The organism is Chitinophaga hostae (assembly GCF_018224885.1).
Lineage (GTDB): Bacteria > Bacteroidota > Bacteroidia > Chitinophagales > Chitinophagaceae > Chitinophaga > Chitinophaga hostae.
The window spans coordinates 408285-426502 of record NZ_JAGTXB010000005.1 but is presented as its reverse complement, the minus strand read 5'-3'; the positions used below and the strand labels follow the sequence as shown (position 1 = coordinate 426502).

General features: G+C 46.5%; 13 protein-coding genes. 6 read left to right on the top strand and 7 right to left on the bottom strand.

The window, feature by feature from the left end; all coding sequences use genetic code 11:
* Positions 1 to 215 precede the first annotated feature (215 nt).
* The 5 genes from KE626_RS13480 to hmpA all read left to right on the top strand — a co-directional run bounded on the left by KE626_RS13480 (position 216) and on the right by hmpA (position 6076).
* Positions 216 to 671: a MarR family winged helix-turn-helix transcriptional regulator gene (locus tag KE626_RS13480; RefSeq protein WP_211973425.1), complete on the top strand. Its 456-nt coding sequence runs from the start codon at positions 216 to 218 to the stop codon at positions 669 to 671.
* Positions 672 to 676: 5 nt separating this feature from the next.
* Positions 677 to 3301, top strand: a complete 2625-nt coding sequence (gene ppsA, locus KE626_RS13475; RefSeq protein ID WP_211973424.1) for a phosphoenolpyruvate synthase — start codon at positions 677 to 679, stop codon at positions 3299 to 3301.
* An 80-nt stretch (positions 3302 to 3381) separates the two neighbouring features.
* Complete coding sequence (locus tag KE626_RS13470; protein WP_211973423.1) at positions 3382 to 4107, top strand: hypothetical protein; 726 nt, start codon at positions 3382 to 3384, stop codon at positions 4105 to 4107.
* A gap of 274 nt (positions 4108 to 4381) precedes the next feature.
* Positions 4382 to 4819, top strand: a complete 438-nt coding sequence (locus tag KE626_RS13465) for an RrF2 family transcriptional regulator (protein WP_283093148.1) — start codon at positions 4382 to 4384, stop codon at positions 4817 to 4819.
* Between the two features lie 57 nt (positions 4820 to 4876).
* Positions 4877 to 6076: an NO-inducible flavohemoprotein gene (gene hmpA, locus KE626_RS13460; RefSeq protein ID WP_211973422.1), complete on the top strand. Its 1200-nt coding sequence runs from the start codon at positions 4877 to 4879 to the stop codon at positions 6074 to 6076.
* Positions 6077 to 6147: 71 nt separating this feature from the next.
* Here hmpA and KE626_RS13455 read toward each other — a convergent pair whose 3' ends face one another.
* Positions 6148 to 6522: a hypothetical protein gene (locus KE626_RS13455; RefSeq protein ID WP_211973421.1), complete on the bottom strand. Its 375-nt coding sequence runs from the start codon at positions 6520 to 6522 to the stop codon at positions 6148 to 6150.
* 724 nt (positions 6523 to 7246) lie between these two features.
* On the opposite strand from KE626_RS13455, the gene KE626_RS13450 reads away from it, so the two are divergent.
* Positions 7247 to 8047 carry a response regulator transcription factor gene (locus KE626_RS13450; RefSeq protein WP_211973420.1) on the top strand — a complete coding sequence of 267 codons (801 nt, stop codon included), beginning with the start codon at positions 7247 to 7249 and terminating at the stop codon, positions 8045 to 8047.
* Positions 8048 to 8081: 34 nt separating this feature from the next.
* Here KE626_RS13450 and KE626_RS13445 read toward each other — a convergent pair whose 3' ends face one another.
* The 6 genes from KE626_RS13445 to KE626_RS13420 form a co-directional block, all read right to left on the bottom strand.
* Positions 8082 to 8867: a response regulator transcription factor gene (locus tag KE626_RS13445; RefSeq protein WP_211973419.1), complete on the bottom strand. Its 786-nt coding sequence runs from the start codon at positions 8865 to 8867 to the stop codon at positions 8082 to 8084.
* A gap of 665 nt (positions 8868 to 9532) precedes the next feature.
* Positions 9533 to 11692 carry a glycoside hydrolase family 31 protein gene (locus KE626_RS13440; protein WP_211973418.1) on the bottom strand — a complete coding sequence of 720 codons (2160 nt, stop codon included), beginning with the start codon at positions 11690 to 11692 and terminating at the stop codon, positions 9533 to 9535.
* 271 nt (positions 11693 to 11963) lie between these two features.
* Positions 11964 to 12752: a hypothetical protein gene (locus KE626_RS13435; protein WP_211973417.1), complete on the bottom strand. Its 789-nt coding sequence runs from the start codon at positions 12750 to 12752 to the stop codon at positions 11964 to 11966.
* Positions 12753 to 12776: 24 nt separating this feature from the next.
* Entirely contained in the window at positions 12777 to 13559 is a 783-nt protein-coding gene (locus KE626_RS13430; RefSeq protein ID WP_211973416.1) for a hypothetical protein, read from the bottom strand.
* Between the two features lie 18 nt (positions 13560 to 13577).
* Complete coding sequence (locus tag KE626_RS13425) at positions 13578 to 16988, bottom strand: TonB-dependent receptor (RefSeq protein WP_211973415.1); 3411 nt, start codon at positions 16986 to 16988, stop codon at positions 13578 to 13580.
* Positions 16989 to 17198: 210 nt separating this feature from the next.
* Positions 17199 to 18191 (bottom strand): FecR family protein, encoded by a 993-nt coding sequence (locus KE626_RS13420; protein WP_211973414.1) that lies wholly within the window; start codon positions 18189 to 18191, stop codon positions 17199 to 17201.
* Positions 18192 to 18218 lie beyond the last annotated feature (27 nt).

Sequence of the window (18218 nt, the reverse complement as noted above, 5' to 3'; positions counted from 1 at the left end):
CAATAAAAGCAGGTTAATCCAAATAAGGCTCATCTTGGAAACAAAAGCAGTCGGGAAAATTCTTATAACGACTGGCAAAGATATAAAATATTTATCCGTCTCACCCCATCAGTACGGCACACCGGAGATATACGTAAAGCGTTCCCTAATTAGTTTGGACGTGTCATTAAATTATTTATCTTTGCAACTAAGATATTTAGTTAATAAGATATAAAATGGAAAATGAGATTATCAAACAAATGAGGAAACTGCATCAACTGCATACGTATACCTCTCTTCAGATGCATGAAGCCGTAGCCCGAAAGGCGGGGCTTTCCGGAACTGATCATAAATATTTAGGCTTTTTATTAGAGAAAGGTCAGATGACAGCCGGCGAGCTTTCAAATTTAACCGGGCTGACGACCGGTGCTGTGACCGGTTTAATAGACAGGTTTGAAAAGAAAAAACTGGTAAAAAGGCAATTTGCGAAGGACGACCGCAGGAAGGTGATCATTGTGCCCGACACCGAAGCTATAATGGCGCTTTTCGCGCCGCTCTATAAAGAATTCCGGCAAAAAACAGATGCACTCATTGCTTCATTTTCCGGCAAAGAAATCAAGGTGATTGAAACCTTCTTTCTAAAAGCTGTTGAAATAATGAATGAAACAACGGATAAACTTAACAACAAATAATTACTATGACCAGCAAGTCCTCATTTGTATTTCGTTTCCAGGATATCAACAAAACAAACACCGACACCGTGGGCGGTAAAGGCGCTAACCTGGGAGAACTTACCAGGATTAACGGCATTCATGTACCGGATGGCTTTTGCATTTCCACGGAAGCATTTAAAAGGGTACTGGAAGCATCGCCGCTGGTGAATGATTTACTTGATCAGCTATCGCTGTTGAAGGTGGAAGACCGTGATAAAATCATTGCGCTCAGTCGTGAAATCCGCAGGGTGATAGAGGAGATGGCTATTCCTGCCAACATCCGGGAAGAAATCAGCGGTTTCCTTTCCACCATGGGTAAACAAAATGCCTGGGCAGTACGATCCAGCGCCACCGCGGAAGACCTCCCCAATGCATCCTTTGCCGGACAGCAGGATACTTATTTAAATATTATCGGGGAAACAGCCGTACTCCGGCACATCAGTAAATGCTGGGCCTCGCTGTTTACCGAAAGGGCCGTGGTGTACCGCATTCAAAATGGCTTCGACCACCGGAAAGTGCTGTTGTCTGTAGTAGTTCAGCAAATGGTGTTTCCACAGGCAGCAGGTATTTTATTTACCGCCGATCCTGTGAATGGTAACAGGAAAGTGCTGTCCATTGATGCAGGCTTCGGTTTGGGTGAAGCTATGGTATCGGGGCTTGTGAGTGCCGACAACTATAAAGTGAGTAACGGTCAAATCCAGGATAAAAGGATATCCGCCAAGAAGCTGGCTATTTATGGCTCAGCAAACGGCGGTACAAAAGAGGAGGCGATTGAGCCGGCACAGCAAACCAGGCAGGCATTGACTGATGAGCAGATCAAACAGCTGGCACATACAGGCAAACAGATCGAAGCCCATTTTGGGAGTCCGCAGGATATCGAATGGTGTTTGGCGGATGATATATTTTATATCGTCCAGAGCCGGCCTATTACTACCTTATACCCGGTTCCGGAAAACAATGATCAGGAAAATCATGTATATATTTCTGTTGGCCATCAGCAAATGATGACGGACCCCATGAAGCCTTTGGGATTATCTTTATGGCAGTTAAGAGCCGGCAGACCCATGTTTAAGGCGGCCGGGAGGTTGTTTGTTGACGTCACCGATGGTTTGGCAAAGGCTGTTGACAGAAAAAATTTACTGGAGGCGATGGAGCAACATGATCCTCTTATAAAAGATGCGCTGCAAAGCATTGTAGAGCGGGGAAATTTTATAAAATCGTTGCCTGATGATGAAAAAAGCACCATGTTTGTAAAAAGCAGCAAGGGCTTGTCGGTCGCAGATATTCTGGCACCGGCAGGCAGCGATCCGGCAATTGTTGCTGACCTGATTAAAGATAATGAGGCATCGGTAGCAGCGCTGAAACAAAACATCCAAACGAAATCAGGATCGGATCTGTTTGATTTTATTGCGGAAGACATTGAGCAATCAAAGAGAGTAATATTTGACGCACCACATATGCGGGTGATCATCGCTGGTATGAATGCTGCCGCGTGGCTCAACGAAAAGATGAACGAATGGTTGGGTGAAAAAAATGTGGCAGACATACTTTCTCAATCTGTATCCAACAACATCACTTCAGAGATGGGCTTAGCGCTATTGGATGTGGCAGATGTAATTCGTCCGCATGCGGCCATCATCGATTATTTGCAACAGGTAAAAACGGATAACTTCCTGGATGAACTAGTGAGGTTTAACGGCGGCGAGGAAGTCCGGCAGGTGATGAACGCTTATCTCGACAAATATGGCATGCGATGCGCCGGTGAGATCGATATTACGAAAACCCGCTGGCGCGAGAACCCTGCCATACTTATTCCCATCATGCTGAGTAATATTAAAAACTTTGAACCCGGAGCAGGCAAGCGGAAATTTGAACAGGGGCTGGAAGAGGCGCTGAAAAAAGAACAAACATTACTGGAGCGGTTGCAACAGTTACCGGATGGTGAGCAAAAAGTACAGGAAACAAAAGCGATGATTGACCTGATCCGGAATTTCGCCGGCTACCGGGAATATCCCAAATACGGTATCGTTAACCGCTTCTTCGTTTACAAGCAGGCTTTGCTGAAAGAAGTGGAACAACTCGTACAAGCCAATATTATTCCCGATAAAGAAGATAGCTACTATCTCACTTTTGAAGAATTGCGCGAAATGGCACGTACCCATCAACCGGCGCCGCAGCTCATCAGCAAACGAAAAGAGGAGTTCAAATCATTTGAAAAACTCACTCCTCCCCGCGTAATCACTTCTGATGGTGAAATCATTACCGGCAGGTACAAGCGGGAAAATATTCCGGCGGCAGCGATCGTTGGTCTGCCTGTTTCCACCGGCAGTATAGAAGGACGGGCACGCGTGATCCTGAATATGGAAGATGCAGAATTGGAAGATGGGGACATATTGGTGACCACTTTTACTGACCCGAGCTGGACGCCCCTGTTTGTATCGATAAAAGGCCTTATCACCGAAGTTGGCGGACTCATGACCCATGGAGCCGTGATAGCCCGTGAATATGGTTTACCGGCCGTTGTGGGCGTAGAAAATGCCACCGGGCTGATTAAAGACGGGCAGCGCATCCGGGTAAATGGAACAGACGGATATATAGAAATCCTGTAAGTGTTTTCAACCTATCTTGTAAAGCATCGGGCAGGGTATGAGGGTTATTTTTCTTATATTAGTATAGCAATTTTATGCTTATGAGAAAAATAACCCTTACCCTTCTGGCGCTGTTTACGGGCGCTGTTTCGCTGTCTGCACAAGACTCCCTGGGGCTTGCACAAACTACGCATATCGCTAACATCCTGGATAACTTCCATGGCATCAACAGCTATTTTATTGCCACCAGCTTCCGCCCGATGGACAATACAGTGGGCAGCCCTTACTTCTATGACGACTGGGGGCGCCTGTGGATCGACTCCATGGAAAACAAACCGGTAAAACGCTCTGTAGTATATGACGCTAACCTTGATCTTGAAAAAAACACACTTATTATACGCGCCGGCGACGGGAAAGCATATTCTCCTGAAAACCGTGATGTACAAGCATTTCACCTGGTAAAAAATAACGTGGTATCACATTTTGTAAGTGTAAATATGGATGGTCGCCCGGAGTTTATGCAGCGACTGGCAGCAGGTAAGTATTCGTTGGTAAAAGCGGCAAAAGTTAAATTTGAACGCGCCAATTTTGTGGACAAAGGCGTTACGCAAACAGGACATAACTACGACGAATACAAAAAAGAATATACTTATTACCTCCTTAAAGATGGCGTACCTGTTAAAGTAAGTTTAAAAAGAAAAAGCTTCTTAGCTGCCGTAGGCAATGATCCTATGGCTACCGCCGCTGCGAAGAAATTCCTCGACAGCAATAATTCAGCGTTCGATGAGCAAACTGCCGCAAATTTTGTAGAGGCGATTAACCAGTGAGGATAACGGTTTGTTGTGAATAATTTGCAAAGAGATTTGTTTGATTTTTCAAGTCGGGTTGCTTTTAAAAAAGCACCGCAAATGCGCCGGCGCCCAGCGACAGCAGCTTAAAAGCGCTCATCGATAAGCACCTTGGCAACTAGATGCCACTGCTATAATGGAGGAGCACAGGTGCAGTTACTCATTATCCATCTCAGGAAAATAATAAAAGATATTTTTATCTTTTATTATGGCGACTTATATTTGTGCCGTAATTAAATCCACGGGCAGATAAATGGCTATCTTTTCCAAAACTTGCGAATATGCCATGCGCGCAGTTTTCTACGTCGCACAGCGGTCGCATGAAGGCTCCAGGGTAGGTATTAAAGAGATCGCCGAACATATCAATTCTCCCGAACCCTTTCTTGCCAAAATTTTGCAGAAACTCAGCCGGGAAGGACTGATCCAGTCCGTTAAAGGACCTAATGGCGGGTTTTACTTTGATGCCGCCTCCCTGAACCGGCCACTGGCCAATATTGTAACGGCCGTTGATGGCGATAACATATTCACCGGCTGCGGGTTAGGACTCACCTATTGCTCAGAAAGCAATCCATGTCCCCTGCATGAAGATTTTAAGAAAGTCAGGAACCAGATCACGCATATGCTGAATCATACCACTATCGGAAAGTTCAATATGGGCCTGATTAAAGGAAAGTTTACCCTCAACAAATAGTTTTTTTTACAAAAATAAAGGATAAAAAAGTCCTCTATTATTTAAAGATGATATAAGATGACAACGGAACAAAAACAGCTGGTAACAGCTACGGTACCAGTGCTCAGGGAGCATGGCGTATTACTGACCACCCACTTCTATCAGCGTATGTTTACGCATAACCCGGAGTTGAAACACGTTTTCAACATGGGAAACCAGCAGAATGGCAAACAACAGACGGCATTGGCCATGGCGGTACTGGCCTATGCTGAGCACATCGAAAATCCGGCGGTACTGATGCCGGTAGTAAACAGCATCGGGCATAAGCACACCAGCCTGGATATCCGGCCGGAACATTATGCTATTGTCGGGAAACATCTGCTGGCCTCCATTGCGGAAGTGCTGGGAGACGCCGCCACACCGGAACTCCTGGATGCCTGGGCCGCAGCCTATCAACAGCTGGCCGCTATCATGAGCGGCCATGAACAACATCTTTATGCCGCCCAGGTGAGCAAAAACGCAGGATGGACCGGATGGAAACCCTTCCTTGTAAAACAGAAAATAAAAGAATCGGCAGAAATCACTTCCTTCTACCTCTACCCTGCCGATGGCGGAGCGGTAGCGGATTTTGTGCCCGGCCAATATATCAGTCTGCGCCTGTTCCTGCCGGAACTAAACCTCCTGCAACCACGTCAGTACAGCATTTCCTGCGCGCCTAACGGCGCCTATTACCGCATTTCAGTTAAAAGGGAAACAGGAGCCAGTCACCCGGATGGTATGATCTCCAACCGCCTTCATCATCATATCGGCGAAGGAGACGTGGTGGAGTTATCAGCGCCTGCGGGCACCTTCACGTTGAATAAAAATACGGCGCGTCCTAAAGTATTCATCAGTGGCGGTGTAGGGCAAACGCCTTTGATGGCCATGCTCGAAGCACTCCTCAACAAACAGGTGGTCACGCCTATCACCTGGGTACATGGATGTCGCAGCGAAGCAGTACATGCCTTTAAAGACCGCCTGCACGAACTGGCCGGCGCCTACTCCCATCTTAACCATCATATTTTTTATGATCAGCCGGAAATACCAACAAAGCATACCGGCCGGGTAGATCTCTCCGAAATCAAAACAACCGTATTGCAACCCGACGCGGACTACTACATCTGCGGACCTGCGCCTTTTATTTCCAAACATTATGGCTTCCTGGTAGAAAATGGGGTGGATACTACGGCTATTCATTTTGAAGAATTCGGACCAGCTTCGCTGCAGCTAAACAACTAGCCGATGAAACATACAAAGGGGCAACAAGCCCCCTTTGTATGTTCTATAAATGCATGCCAGCCGCCACCGGGTTATGTGTTTCGTAGATGGGTGATCGTTAGCTGGATGGCCGTAATGGCATGCCCAAGCTCAATAAGGAATTTAGGGAACCCAAGCTGGTACTCATCCTGACGGGCTATTGCAATAGCGGCTTGTTCGAGGCTTAACAAACCGGCATATCTTGCAATGCCCAGCATCCGATGACTTACGCTGTGTATCAACCGCTGATCATGCACAGGATCCGCCGCGATCAGTTGATTCCATGCCAGCACCGTATCGCTTAGCATTAGTTCCAGTACTTCCAGGATCAATGGATCAAGATCATCACTACTGCCTATGTATGCCATTAAAATGCTGATGTCAATTGGCTCCACGTTGCGGCCTGTCATTACGCTAAAATGTTTCATTCATCTGTATATTTCAGTTGTAACCTACTGCTTCAAAAATATAGAACGTTTTGCTGCCGGAAGGGCAAGAATTGCCTCGTTTTAATGGCATTTTTGGAAGCCTGGGCTAACATTCCTTCACGCCTGCCGTATAAACGTCTAAATTGCAGGGCTCCGGGGATGTGAGGGAAAAGAACCTGCTATCGAAGTCATCAATGTGGGGAGTAAAAAGTTTTAAGCAGTCAACGGCTACCCGGAAGAGAGGCCAGCAAGACCTCCACTAAATTGACCAACATTGATGCTTTATTTGCCTTCAAACATACTGATATTTCTTTAAATCATTCCTATAATGACAAGGCTGATACCGATATCGATGGTTGTTTGTTAACCTGTAGTCTATGGCAATCACCGCTACTGGCGCTGTTTAAACAATACCCGGGCCCTCCTGCCTGTGTGCTCAAATTACCTTCCATGCCTTACCTCCGCGGAGGCTTTTCCGTTAGTTTGGCAATTAATCATCAAAAGCCGTTACCACGCATTGGCATCTGTTTTGTTTTGTGCAGCATCGAACACTGAATAAACAATTTTCCATCAACATTCGGACTTATCCCTGATGAAATGTAAGAAAATCAATTTAAATTACTATGTATATACATATGAACATGCTATAAGAAAGATATAAAACGAGTATGCCAAAAAACAGGCTCGGAGTATCACAGACCTGTTGACTATTAAACCTACCTACATGAGAGATAATAAAATTCTGATCGTTGAAGATTGTGATGAGATAAGGACACTCATCAGAAAACAGCTGGAAACCTGCTACAAGGTATTTGAATCGGCTACAGGAGCTGTAGGATGGGAAACTGCCCTCCGGGAGCAACCGGACCTTATCATTACCGATGTGGAGATGCCTCAAATGTGCGGCCTGGAACTATGCCGTCAACTGAAAACAGATGAACGCACCAGCCACATCCCGGTAATCATGGTTACGGCCGGCGATACACAGGAGCAACAGGCAAAAGGACTGGAAAGCGGCGCGGATATTTATCTTACCAAACCCTTTAATATACAGGTATTGCGCAACTATATATCCAACCTGTTAAGACTACGCGAGATGTTGCGTCGCTCCTACAGCCGCAAAATATTCCTGGAGCCGCTGGCAATTGAAGTAGGCTCTGTAGAGCAAAATTTTATTGAAGAGGTAATGAAGGTCATAGAAGCACGACTCGGAAAAGTGAACTTTAATATCACAGGCCTGGCCCGCGACATGGGCATGAGCAAAGCAGCCTTCTATAAAAAATTCAATGCCTCCACCACTATTTCCCCGGGACAACTGATCAAATCCATGCGCCTCAAAAAGGCCGCCATGCTGTTGTCGCAGGAAAAAGGCAATATCACCACCATTGCCTGGGAAGTAGGCTTCAGCGAACGAAAATATTTCAGCAAGGAATTTAAAAAGCGTTTTGGCAAATCACCATCGGAATACGTAGCCGGTGTAAAAAATAACACACATACACCGGTGAATTTTGAGATTCTCTTATAAGAACATACAAGTATCAGCATAAATATAATGCCTGTCAGGAAATGGTATTACCACCAGGGGGCACATCGGTCGCAAATTCAACAGGAGATTTACCAAAAAGACGTTTAAACTCCCTGCTGAAATGCTTCCGCTCGCGGAACCCAACCTCGTACGCCACTTCCGACACATTCTTTCCGGAGTACAACAATAATACGGCAGCCTTCTGCAAACGCAAACCGCGGATAAACTCCCCCACCGATAATTTTGTTCCTTCAGAGAACCTGCGGTATAGCTGCGATTTACTTAGCTTCATCTCTGCAGCAAGCATCTCCACACTAAAATCGGGATCCTGCATCTTTTCCCCGATTACCTGGATCAACTCCCGTATAAAAGAAGTATCTGCTACAATTACTGACCTGTCCGGAGGACCGGCAAAGATCCGTTTGCCATAACGCCTGCGCAGCGCTTCTTTCAGCGACAACATATTGTGGATATAAGACAACAACAGTTCTCCGCTATAACTACCGGCAGCGAGGCATAAGTCCGCTCCGCTCTTCAATATTTCCGCCTGTCGTTGTTCAGATACATTACCAGCCAATATAATCAGTGGAATATGCCAGATTCTTTCATCCGTTTTTATCTTCCTGCAAAAGCTGTCTGCCCCGGCGTTGCAAATGGCAGCATTGCCAATGATCAGGTCTGGCTCATCTTTCACCGCCATGTCGCTTGCCTCCATACAACTGTATGCCTTCTGTACCTGGTACGTCTGATCCATCCAGGCGCTAACATCCGGAGCAGCATCATCGCCGTTCTCCACAATTAATAATTTTCTTTTCCTCATGCGGTCATCTCCCGTTTTCGTATAAATGTGCTTGTATCCCGATTGCGCGCATAAAGAAAACAGCCGCTTCAGCTGTACAAAAACCAACTCCCATAGATAAGAGATCCACGGGGACTTTACAGCGAGTAATTATTCGGCCGCTGCTGCTTGCCTATACATGCAGGCAAACAGCCATAGCCACTCGATTCCCGGTTTGTGTCAAAGGACAGGTTTGCTCTGTTAGATGCTCTTGTTATATTATTGTAATAGTGACAATCAATGCTCGCCGTAAAAATAAAAAATCCTGGAAATGAAACGGGGTAATACTATCTCTTTTTTAGGGGTAATTTTTTCCAGTTTTACATGTACCCAATGTCGAGGCTGTAGGCCTACACATTTTTGCCTCTAATTGGAAACAATTGTATGCCCTGTACGAATGACATTCCTGTTAGCTTTGCAACGATCATCGCAAGATGTTTCACGATTGACACATTAACTTACAACTGGGCATATCGGGATTATATTATGGACACTCAGGTAACCATTGGTTCATACCTTCGTTGCCGCAGATATCTATCTGCGGCCTTTTTTTTGTCTATTACATTCCGCATAGATATTCATATAACGGAAGAGAGGGAGTTGAACTCCCTCTCTTCCGGCTTTTATAATGTAACAGGTAAGATACCTTATTTTTGTTCCTGCGTCATAAATCTCCACTTAATATCCTTATACGCCGGTTTTAATCCAGGCTTATTCTCTGTAACCACCTGCCCCTGCCACTTCCCGTGCTTATCCTTTTTCGCAGCCACCCGGTACTGCATATATTTTCCCTGCTCATAGCCATACGACTCGCCGTCGTCGTCATACACCAGGGAAGTACTTTCGGCTTCACCATAATGACGCAGCTCCAGTGCAAGCTGCTCGCCAGGCGCCGGTGTATGCAATACCGGTGGTATCATCGGGATAATGCCGCCATCTTTTACATACAATGGTATTTTATCCAGACCTGGCTTCGCAATAATCACATCGCCGCTTCCAACATATTCGCCGGTGTAGAAATCGTACCATTTACCCCGGGGTAAAATAACTTTTCTTTCTGTTTCGCCGGCAAACATCGGTGCTACCAGCAGGTCATCTCCCAGCATAAACTGGTCTTTTACATCGGCGCGCAGCGCCAACTGATAAGGGTTATTGGTTCCATCCAGTGCTGTTTTTTCGGACTGTTGCTGAAAAGAGAACCCTTCTACCAGGTTCATGGCTCTAACGGGCGGCTTACCTTCCAGGTAATATTGGGAGAAGGTCGTGTAGAGATAAGGAAACAATTGCATTCTCAACAACGCTACATCTTTCACCTGTTTTTCCACTTCCGGGAAACTCCACGGCTTGGTGCCATCCGCCCAGGCATTGAGCATGGCCATGGGTGAAAAGCAGGCCGACTGCATACGACGCAACCATTCTTCCGCTGTTTTGGAGGCTCTTACTTCCGGTGTCCAGAGCACCCCGATAAAACTGCTGTTACACATGGCGGTAATAAAATCGCGATGGTTGTAATAGTCGTTGTAGATAACATATGGAAAGGACGATGCCCCGGCATTAGACGCGCGTACCAATCCATAGGTGCGTACTCCCTTCTCCCTGAACCATGCTGTGGTGGCCCGCTGCATCATTACGCCATACAACTGACGCATCTGCTCAGCGCTTGTGCCTGATGGGAAGCTGGCTACATCCGGCCATAACCAGTCATCAAATCCATCCACTTCATCAATTTTATATCCTGAAACGCCGATGTCAATATGCTGCTTTTTGAAAAGTTGTTTGTATAAATTCTGCGCGGGTTGCATGGTAAGATCCGGCACCAGTCCATTCCACACCGTATGAGAACCTGACAATGGTTTTGCTGATTCGTACAGCGATGAAGCGGGTGATAAATAGGGATTCAGCCAAAGGTTCAAACGAATACCTTTTGCCTGCATTTCTTTTACAAAACCTGCGGGATCCGGAAATCTTGTTTTGTCCCACTCAAAGGAACAGGGATAAGCTTTAGTTTGCCAACCTGGCTCCAGCCCGATAAAATCCAGTGGAAAGCCGTGTTCCTTAAATGCCCCGGCTTCCGCTTTCACCTGGTCGGCGGTAGACAACGTAGGCATGCGGTGCGTAAAGCCAAGGCCCCATTTGGGAGGAAGCGCACCACCGCCATTGAACAGGTTATAGCGTTGCACGGCTTCCATCGGGGAATTACCGGCAAACACATATACCTCTGTGCCGGTTGCCGGCACCAGCATTTCCACCACATCAGAATAGGGCTGTGCACTCCAGTCAGCATCTTTATTCCGGTCGTACACTTTGGGAGGATGTTCACTGTTTACCCGTACACCGGTTCCTGCATACACCGTGATATACCGGGCGCTGTTTACCAGCACGCCGTAACCTTTGCTGGACACATAAAAAGGAACCGGGGCATGCGAACGACCATTATCATTGCCTCCATAGTGATCCATGTGCAGGTTCAGCACCTGGCCCCTGCGGTTCACCGTTTTAAACTGCAGGCCCAGACCAAACAGCTGCTCTTCTTCCTGCAGGGGAAAACGCAGATAAACTTTTCCATCCCTGATTTCCGCATTACAGCCGGCCGGCTGCAGCGGGAATGTCCGTTCCCCGAGTTTTTGCAATGCCTCTTGCCGGGGGCTGCCTCCTGCCGTTCCGAGTAAATCCACTTTATCAGGTTGTCCGATGGTCGCTTTCCAGATACCTGGCGCCACGGGTTCCCACTTCAGGGGTACGGGCTGCGCCTGTGAAGAAGATGCCCAAAAAATGCAGCACAGGAAAAAAATAAACGTTGTCTTCATAAATTATACGGGAATTAAATGGACCACCATCCCCACCGTTTACCCGAAAGGGGACTAAAATCAAGGGGCCACTCATTGTTCAAAAATATGCGGAAGGTACAATGGCTTCCGCATATTTTGTGGTAGCATTTAAGCGATTTATGCAAAAATTTTACCTATGATGGTACCGCCTCCAGCCAGGACAGGTCGCTAAATCGGTTTTCCTTAGCCACCCGGGAGCAACGGAATGCCCCCGGGTGGAGCGTTGTCAGTTGTGTTCACCATCATTTTATCATTTCTTATCCGGGTAAAAAAACAAGCGGGAAAATCCCAGCTCCCAACCCCTGGGAATAATAAAATATGGCTGCACCAATCCTTTTTCATCTTCCTTTGGAAAACCCAAACCCTGTACAGATAATTTGCTCTGCGTTTCATCATCCAGGAAAGCCCATTGATCAACCGTACCCGCTTTAGTAAAATAAACGGTGGAATTATTTACATCATTTTTGTTGATGAAGTTTTCTACGGGCACATAGTCGATGTAGATCCAGTTTCCGGGGCGTACATTTTTTGCCAGGTAGTGACGATACTCCATACCGGTAGCCGCATCTCTCCTGTATAAGGAAATATCAAAGGGCGCTTCATTGCCCTGGTATCGTACATAAAATCCAAGTTTGTTGGTAGATGCATTTGCTGCCGGCGGATGCAGTTCCTGGATCTTCCCGTCGATGTAAAGAAAATTAATCAGCATTTTTGTGCCGGAAGCCGGTAAAGGACTACTGTACACGATACTGTCAGTTAAAGGATTTTTTATGGTCAATACCTGCTCACCTGATCCGGGCCGGTAAGTATACACCGCATTAAAACCCACCAGGGAGGCTGGCTGAAGCAAAGATTTTGCATTTGACGAGGTTTCCTCATACCGGGTGGTATCTATATTCACCTGCAGCTTATCATCACTCCCGTTGTATCCGTTGATCACTACATGTACCGCTTTCTCTGCTATGATTTCGTCCTTGTTACATGCGGCGCATGCAAAGAATAAATACAGAAAAAAGACCGGTAATTTTTGATATTTCATTATTGACATCATTTGCTGTTATGTTTACAATTCCAGGTTTTTAGTGAATATGATCGTATTATCTAAATCGCTTTCGCTAAAAATATACACCTTGGCAGCTGTGCCAGTGGTAGGCGGTAATGGTGCTGTTGACCGGGCGGCATGCCAGGTATATGCTGTTCCGCTTGTATAAAACTCATTGGTACCGGCCTTGTAGATATAAGCCCTGAAAAGAACCGGCGTATTTTGCCCGTTATATTGCTGGCCAACAGTGGAAAAAGTAGACAATGACACCGGTTCGCTCATCTCATATGGCTTTACATTTTTAAGCCGGACGATTTCCTCAAACACCTTTGGGGTCAGATAATATTTTCCCAGTACAATATCCACCGGCTCATTGTAGTTGGTCAGAATTGGCCGGAACATGTATTTTATCTTAATTTTCCCGGCCTCTGCCACAGGTAACTCGGGCATGTCTCCCGGTTTTCCGTTCATGTATAGAAAGCTGATGCGGACAGGTCCTGCATCTCTCTTCAACATTTTTTCCATGACCAGTTTCCCGTTATCTTTTTCTGTGATACGCAGTTGTATGCTGTCTTCCGGACCAGTAAACGAGTAGCCCAGCGTTTGATCAAAAATGGCATTGGGAGCATACTCAAATCTAAACGTATCCAGTTTTACTTCCAGCGCCTCATTGCTGGCATTATAACCTCTTATTGTAACAGGGAGCATGGCGTCTTTATAAAAGAAGTCATCCTTCCCTTTACCGCAGGAAGCAAGCAGCAGCAGGCTTATTGCCAGGGTGCAGATGATAGATAATATTTTCATGGAGGTAGTTTTTTTGATTTAGAAAGAATAGGATGCAGACAGGCTAAACGAAGTACCTATTTTACGGATAAAGGTGTCTTTGTCGCCAATCCGCTTTTTGGTTTTGCCGTCTTCCGATGTTTCATAATACCCGTTTTCATATTTTTGTGAGAAGCCGTACTTCCATTCATATATCTGGCTCCACTCGGTTTCAGGGATCGCTGAGAGTGATTTATCTTTCCATTTGTCCAACAATTTGTAAGTACCGTTGCTGTTGATATAAAACCTGTAAGGGTTGTTCATCAGGTTGGCGATATTCATTTTTACATCTAAATTTTTATGCTTTAAAAAGCGGTAGCTCAATTGGATGTCCATTTGATTGCGGGGACGTTCGTACTCTACGATATCAGGCGTCATCCCGGTGGAGAAGGTTTTATACCCCATGTGGTTATAAGCGATATTGGCGCCCAAGCGGTTACCAATGTATTGTAGTCCTGCATTGTAGACTACCGGCACCTGCCCGTACAATGGTCTTTTTTCCCGCTGGGCTATCTTACTGCGGTACTCGTAGTTGTTGCCGTATTTATCCTGGGTCATTCCGAGTCCTACAAATGAACTGGCTTGCACTTCTGAACGTTGCAGGGTCAGGTTACCGCTTACAAACATATCATCCAGCCATTTCCATCCGGGTTGTATAAATCCGAGGCTTTTGCGCATATCAACTTCCAGGCCATGCACCTTTGCCCATTCTGAATTCTGAGTGGTTACATATACCCGCATGCTGGCATCGGGCTGTGTACGGTAGAGTTCCACCGGCTTATCAAAATATTTGCGGAAAACGCCCACTGAAATCACCTCGCCCGGCTTTGGGTACCACTCCATCCTGAAATCGTAATGATCAATGGTAGTAGACAAAACGCCTTCATTGCGGCGATAAGCCCCGATGGCGGGATCGTAGCGGATCATGCGCGAGTTCTCAATCAGCGCAGGCCTTACCACTGATTGGGAGTAAGCAGCCCGGATATTGAAATCCCTGAATGGTGTTATGGTTAAGCTGGCAGAGGGCAGGTAACGCCAGGTTTTTTCTTCTGATGTAGGGTCGGCAAACGGGGTGACTATCTTTCCTGATTCCGGATCCACAAACCTGTTCTTTGATCCCTGCTCAATCAGCTGACTAACGACAAGATCGTTAGCACCATTTTTCAATCTTTCATACTTGTAATATTCCGCGCGTATGCCCCATACCAAACGTAACCATCTGTTGAAACGATTGTCCATCATGCCAAAAACAGCCTGGTTAACATTTTTTCCTTCATATCCATTCTGGGAAAAAGTAGCAGGAAAGTACAACAGATCTTTCATGGGATCATTGAAGCCCAGGAACTGTCCCCATTCCTGCACAGGCACATAACCGTATATACTGCCTATGGGCTGCAGGGTGCCAATGGGCAATATGGTCCAGTCGTAGTAACCATGGCGCTCCATATACTGATAGCCTGCTTTTATGTTTTGTTTTTGCCCCGCTGCCCGGAAGTGATAACTTAGTGCGCCTTCTGCAATACGATTGGTTTCTTCATACTGGTATTGCCCCCGGTTAAAGGTGCCGGTTCCGGGATTCGTAATCCCGTTCGGCACAACATTATACACTTGGCCATTCAGGGTATTTACAGGAGCCAGCCATGCTTCCACCGCGTCTTTCTCCTGGTTATTGAGTTTATTGCGGGATAGGTTCCAGTCGAGCCGGAAAGCGCCAAAAGTATGTTCTCCGTTGATGCGGTTCTGCAACAGGTCTATAAACTTAGGCCTGTCATATTCCCGGATGGCGGGTAAATCTTTTCCATACCCGATATCATTACCAAAACCTACAATGCGCGAAAACTGGTTACTAAACATCCGGGAATAAAAATTCCGCACCGTTATTTTATGATGCTTCGACGCCCATCCTGCGTTGAGCAAGGCGCCCCAGCTTGTATTAAAATTATATTGATTAGCGTAAGTCGGGTCCAATTCCTGCCCGGTTTCCGCATCGTAATTGGCGCTTCCTAATTTCTCCCAGTTGCCCCGCTCGAAGTGCGGAATATCATCAATAGATTGTTCATTACGGTAACTCAATGAACCTACAAAACCAATACGGCTGTTCTTAAGCGTATAGTTACGCCCCAGGCTGAACTGGTAATTTTGTCCGGGCATCGCTTTATACGTCCGCAAACCCATGCGTTCCATGCCACCGATTTTTTTATTCTGCTCCGCAATCATTGCCGGCGTAATCGGCGTAATACCCGGCGTCGGGGCTGCATTGGGGTTAGTGGGGTTATAATTCTGACCTGTAAAAATCACCAGGTCTTTGGGAAAATGATCTCTGCCGCCATCATCAAACCCCAGGTAATCATTCTTCCCGCGACCGTATCCAAAGAAGTCCCTGCCCGTACTTCCATCTATATACTTACTACCAAAACTTAAAGTAGTGAATTTATTATCCGCAATGGCCAGGGTGTTAATTTGTACCAGTCCGCCGCCAAAGCCAAAGCTCATATCCGGCGTCGCCGTTTTGGAAACCACTACATTGTCGATCAGGTTACTGGGTACGATATCAAATTCAAAGTCGCGTACCTGTACATCTGTGCTGGGCAGTATCGCCCCATCCATCATGGCCACGTTATAGCGCTCTGCAATGCCGCGTACTACTACACGCCGGTTATCGTTGGTGGAGAGCCCTGAAATGCGTTTCAGCGTTTCACCGATATTTTTATCCGGCAGGGCAGCGATTTGTTCGCGGCTGATACCGTTGGAAATACCTGCTTCATTCTTCTGGCGAACGTACAGTGCTGCTGTGCTTTCCGTTTTATATTTTGAGGTGACGACCACCTGGCTCAGCGTACTGGTGGATGGCGTCATTACCACATCGAGCCGGGTGGCCCGGTTCTCTGTAACAACGACTTCCGTAATACGCTTTAAGCGGAAAGAAACGTAACTGATTTCAACGGTGTAAGTGCCGGCAGGCAGCACTAACTGGTAGGAACCATCGGCCCCGCCTGGCATCACCTGGCCTGTTTCCAGCACCCGGATAGTGGCGCCGGGCAGCGGTTCATTTTTTTCATCTGCTATTCTCCCGATGATCCGTCCCGGCTTGGGCTGCTGGCTAACCGATACCAGGTTACCCACCTGTTTAAAAACCAGGCGATGGTCCGCTGCCAATGTTTGAAGCGCGTCGGATAATTTGGTTTTGTTAGCGTTAATGCTCACATGCCCTAATTTCCCGATTTCGATGGGATAAGCAAAAGTAAATCCTGACTGGTGTTCCAGCTCGTCCAGTACCCGCTCCAATGCTGCATCCCTGAAGGTGATGGACACACTGACGTTGCTCAGGCTCTGGGATTTTACCGTTTCAGCAAAACTTGCACCCGCCAGTGTTAAAATAATGACTAGTACATTAAAGGCAAACCTGGTCATTGCACATAGGTGTTTAATTACATTCTTTTTTTTCGTAGAATTGTACATGGCTTTTAAAAGATTTTGTTACACGAATTGACAATAGATCTGAAAAAGCTACCCGGAAGCGGAGGCCTCGAACCCTCCGTTTCTTTTCTTTTCAAACTATCTCTTTCTTTGCTGATTGTACTTGTTAGCTGAACATCATACCCGGTGTTTTAGGTGGCTGACTTATTTGATGATAACTTGCTTGTCTTTAAACTGGTATTGAAATCCGTCGCCGGCACTACTGAGGGCGGCCATTACATTTTTGAGGTTTTCATTCCTTAGCTTCAGTTTGAAACGCTTTTGCAGCAGCTTATCGTTGTTGCATACAAACGTAACACCGTACCATCTTGAAAGACGTTTAGTAATATTTTCCAGTGTTTCGTAATTGAATATAAAGGCGCCTTGCTCCCAGGCTTTGGTATCAGCGGCGTTTACGGTGCTCACCTCCACTTTGCCCGAGTACCGGGCATAAGTAAGCTCATGGTCGGGCAATAAGATGGTGGCCGCTGTATTCGCTGACCCGGGAACAGTTACTCCCACCTTACCGGTAGCCACGGTTACCGCAATATCGGCATCATCCTGGTACGACCGGATATTAAAAGAGGTCCCCAATACCTGTACATGCAGTTTATCTGTGGCAACGAAAAAAGGATGTCGTTCGTCGGGCTTTACGTCGAAGAAGGCTTCTCCCCGAAGGGCGACCGTCCTCCTGTCCCCGGTAAATGTTTCGGGATATTGCAGGCTGCTGGAGGCATTTAAGTATACGATAGTGCTATCGGGGAGCTGGACCTTCAGCAATTTCCCGGTACCAGTACTGCTGGTAAGCATAGCCATGGGAGCTGGCTTATCGCCTTTACGTGAAAGATACCAACCCAGTCCCCCAACGATAAGAAGACCGGTCCATACCGCTGCATATTTCAGCAACTTAAACTTTCGTTGTGATGGCGGACGGATTTCCGCTACCTTCTGTTGAAATTTATTTTGCCAATACTGCATCTGCGCTTCATCCGCCGGCGTATCAGGGTTACCGGTTTCCCACTGTTCGTTCAGGATCTCCTCAAAAACCTGGTCGGCTCCCGGCTCCTCCAGGAAAAGGCGTATCCGGGCTATTTCTTCCGGCGTACAGTTATTATTGATGAATTTTTTGATGAGTATTTTATCAACCGGGTGTTCCATTTTTGTGCTTATACTCTTTAAAACACA

Coding starts and splice junctions, on each gene's coding strand:
- KE626_RS13480 (WP_211973425.1), top strand. CDS start 216: ATGGAAAATGAGATTATCAAACAAATGAGGAAACTGCATCAACTGCAT.
- ppsA (WP_211973424.1), top strand. CDS start 677: ATGACCAGCAAGTCCTCATTTGTATTTCGTTTCCAGGATATCAACAAA.
- KE626_RS13470 (WP_211973423.1), top strand. CDS start 3,382: ATGAGAAAAATAACCCTTACCCTTCTGGCGCTGTTTACGGGCGCTGTT.
- KE626_RS13465 (WP_283093148.1), top strand. CDS start 4,382: ATGGCTATCTTTTCCAAAACTTGCGAATATGCCATGCGCGCAGTTTTC.
- hmpA (WP_211973422.1), top strand. CDS start 4,877: ATGACAACGGAACAAAAACAGCTGGTAACAGCTACGGTACCAGTGCTC.
- KE626_RS13455 (WP_211973421.1), bottom strand. CDS start 6,522: ATGAAACATTTTAGCGTAATGACAGGCCGCAACGTGGAGCCAATTGAC.
- KE626_RS13450 (WP_211973420.1), top strand. CDS start 7,247: ATGAGAGATAATAAAATTCTGATCGTTGAAGATTGTGATGAGATAAGG.
- KE626_RS13445 (WP_211973419.1), bottom strand. CDS start 8,867: ATGAGGAAAAGAAAATTATTAATTGTGGAGAACGGCGATGATGCTGCT.
- KE626_RS13440 (WP_211973418.1), bottom strand. CDS start 11,692: ATGAAGACAACGTTTATTTTTTTCCTGTGCTGCATTTTTTGGGCATCT.
- KE626_RS13435 (WP_211973417.1), bottom strand. CDS start 12,752: ATGAAATATCAAAAATTACCGGTCTTTTTTCTGTATTTATTCTTTGCA.
- KE626_RS13430 (WP_211973416.1), bottom strand. CDS start 13,559: ATGAAAATATTATCTATCATCTGCACCCTGGCAATAAGCCTGCTGCTG.
- KE626_RS13425 (WP_211973415.1), bottom strand. CDS start 16,988: ATGACCAGGTTTGCCTTTAATGTACTAGTCATTATTTTAACACTGGCG.
- KE626_RS13420 (WP_211973414.1), bottom strand. CDS start 18,191: ATGGAACACCCGGTTGATAAAATACTCATCAAAAAATTCATCAATAAT.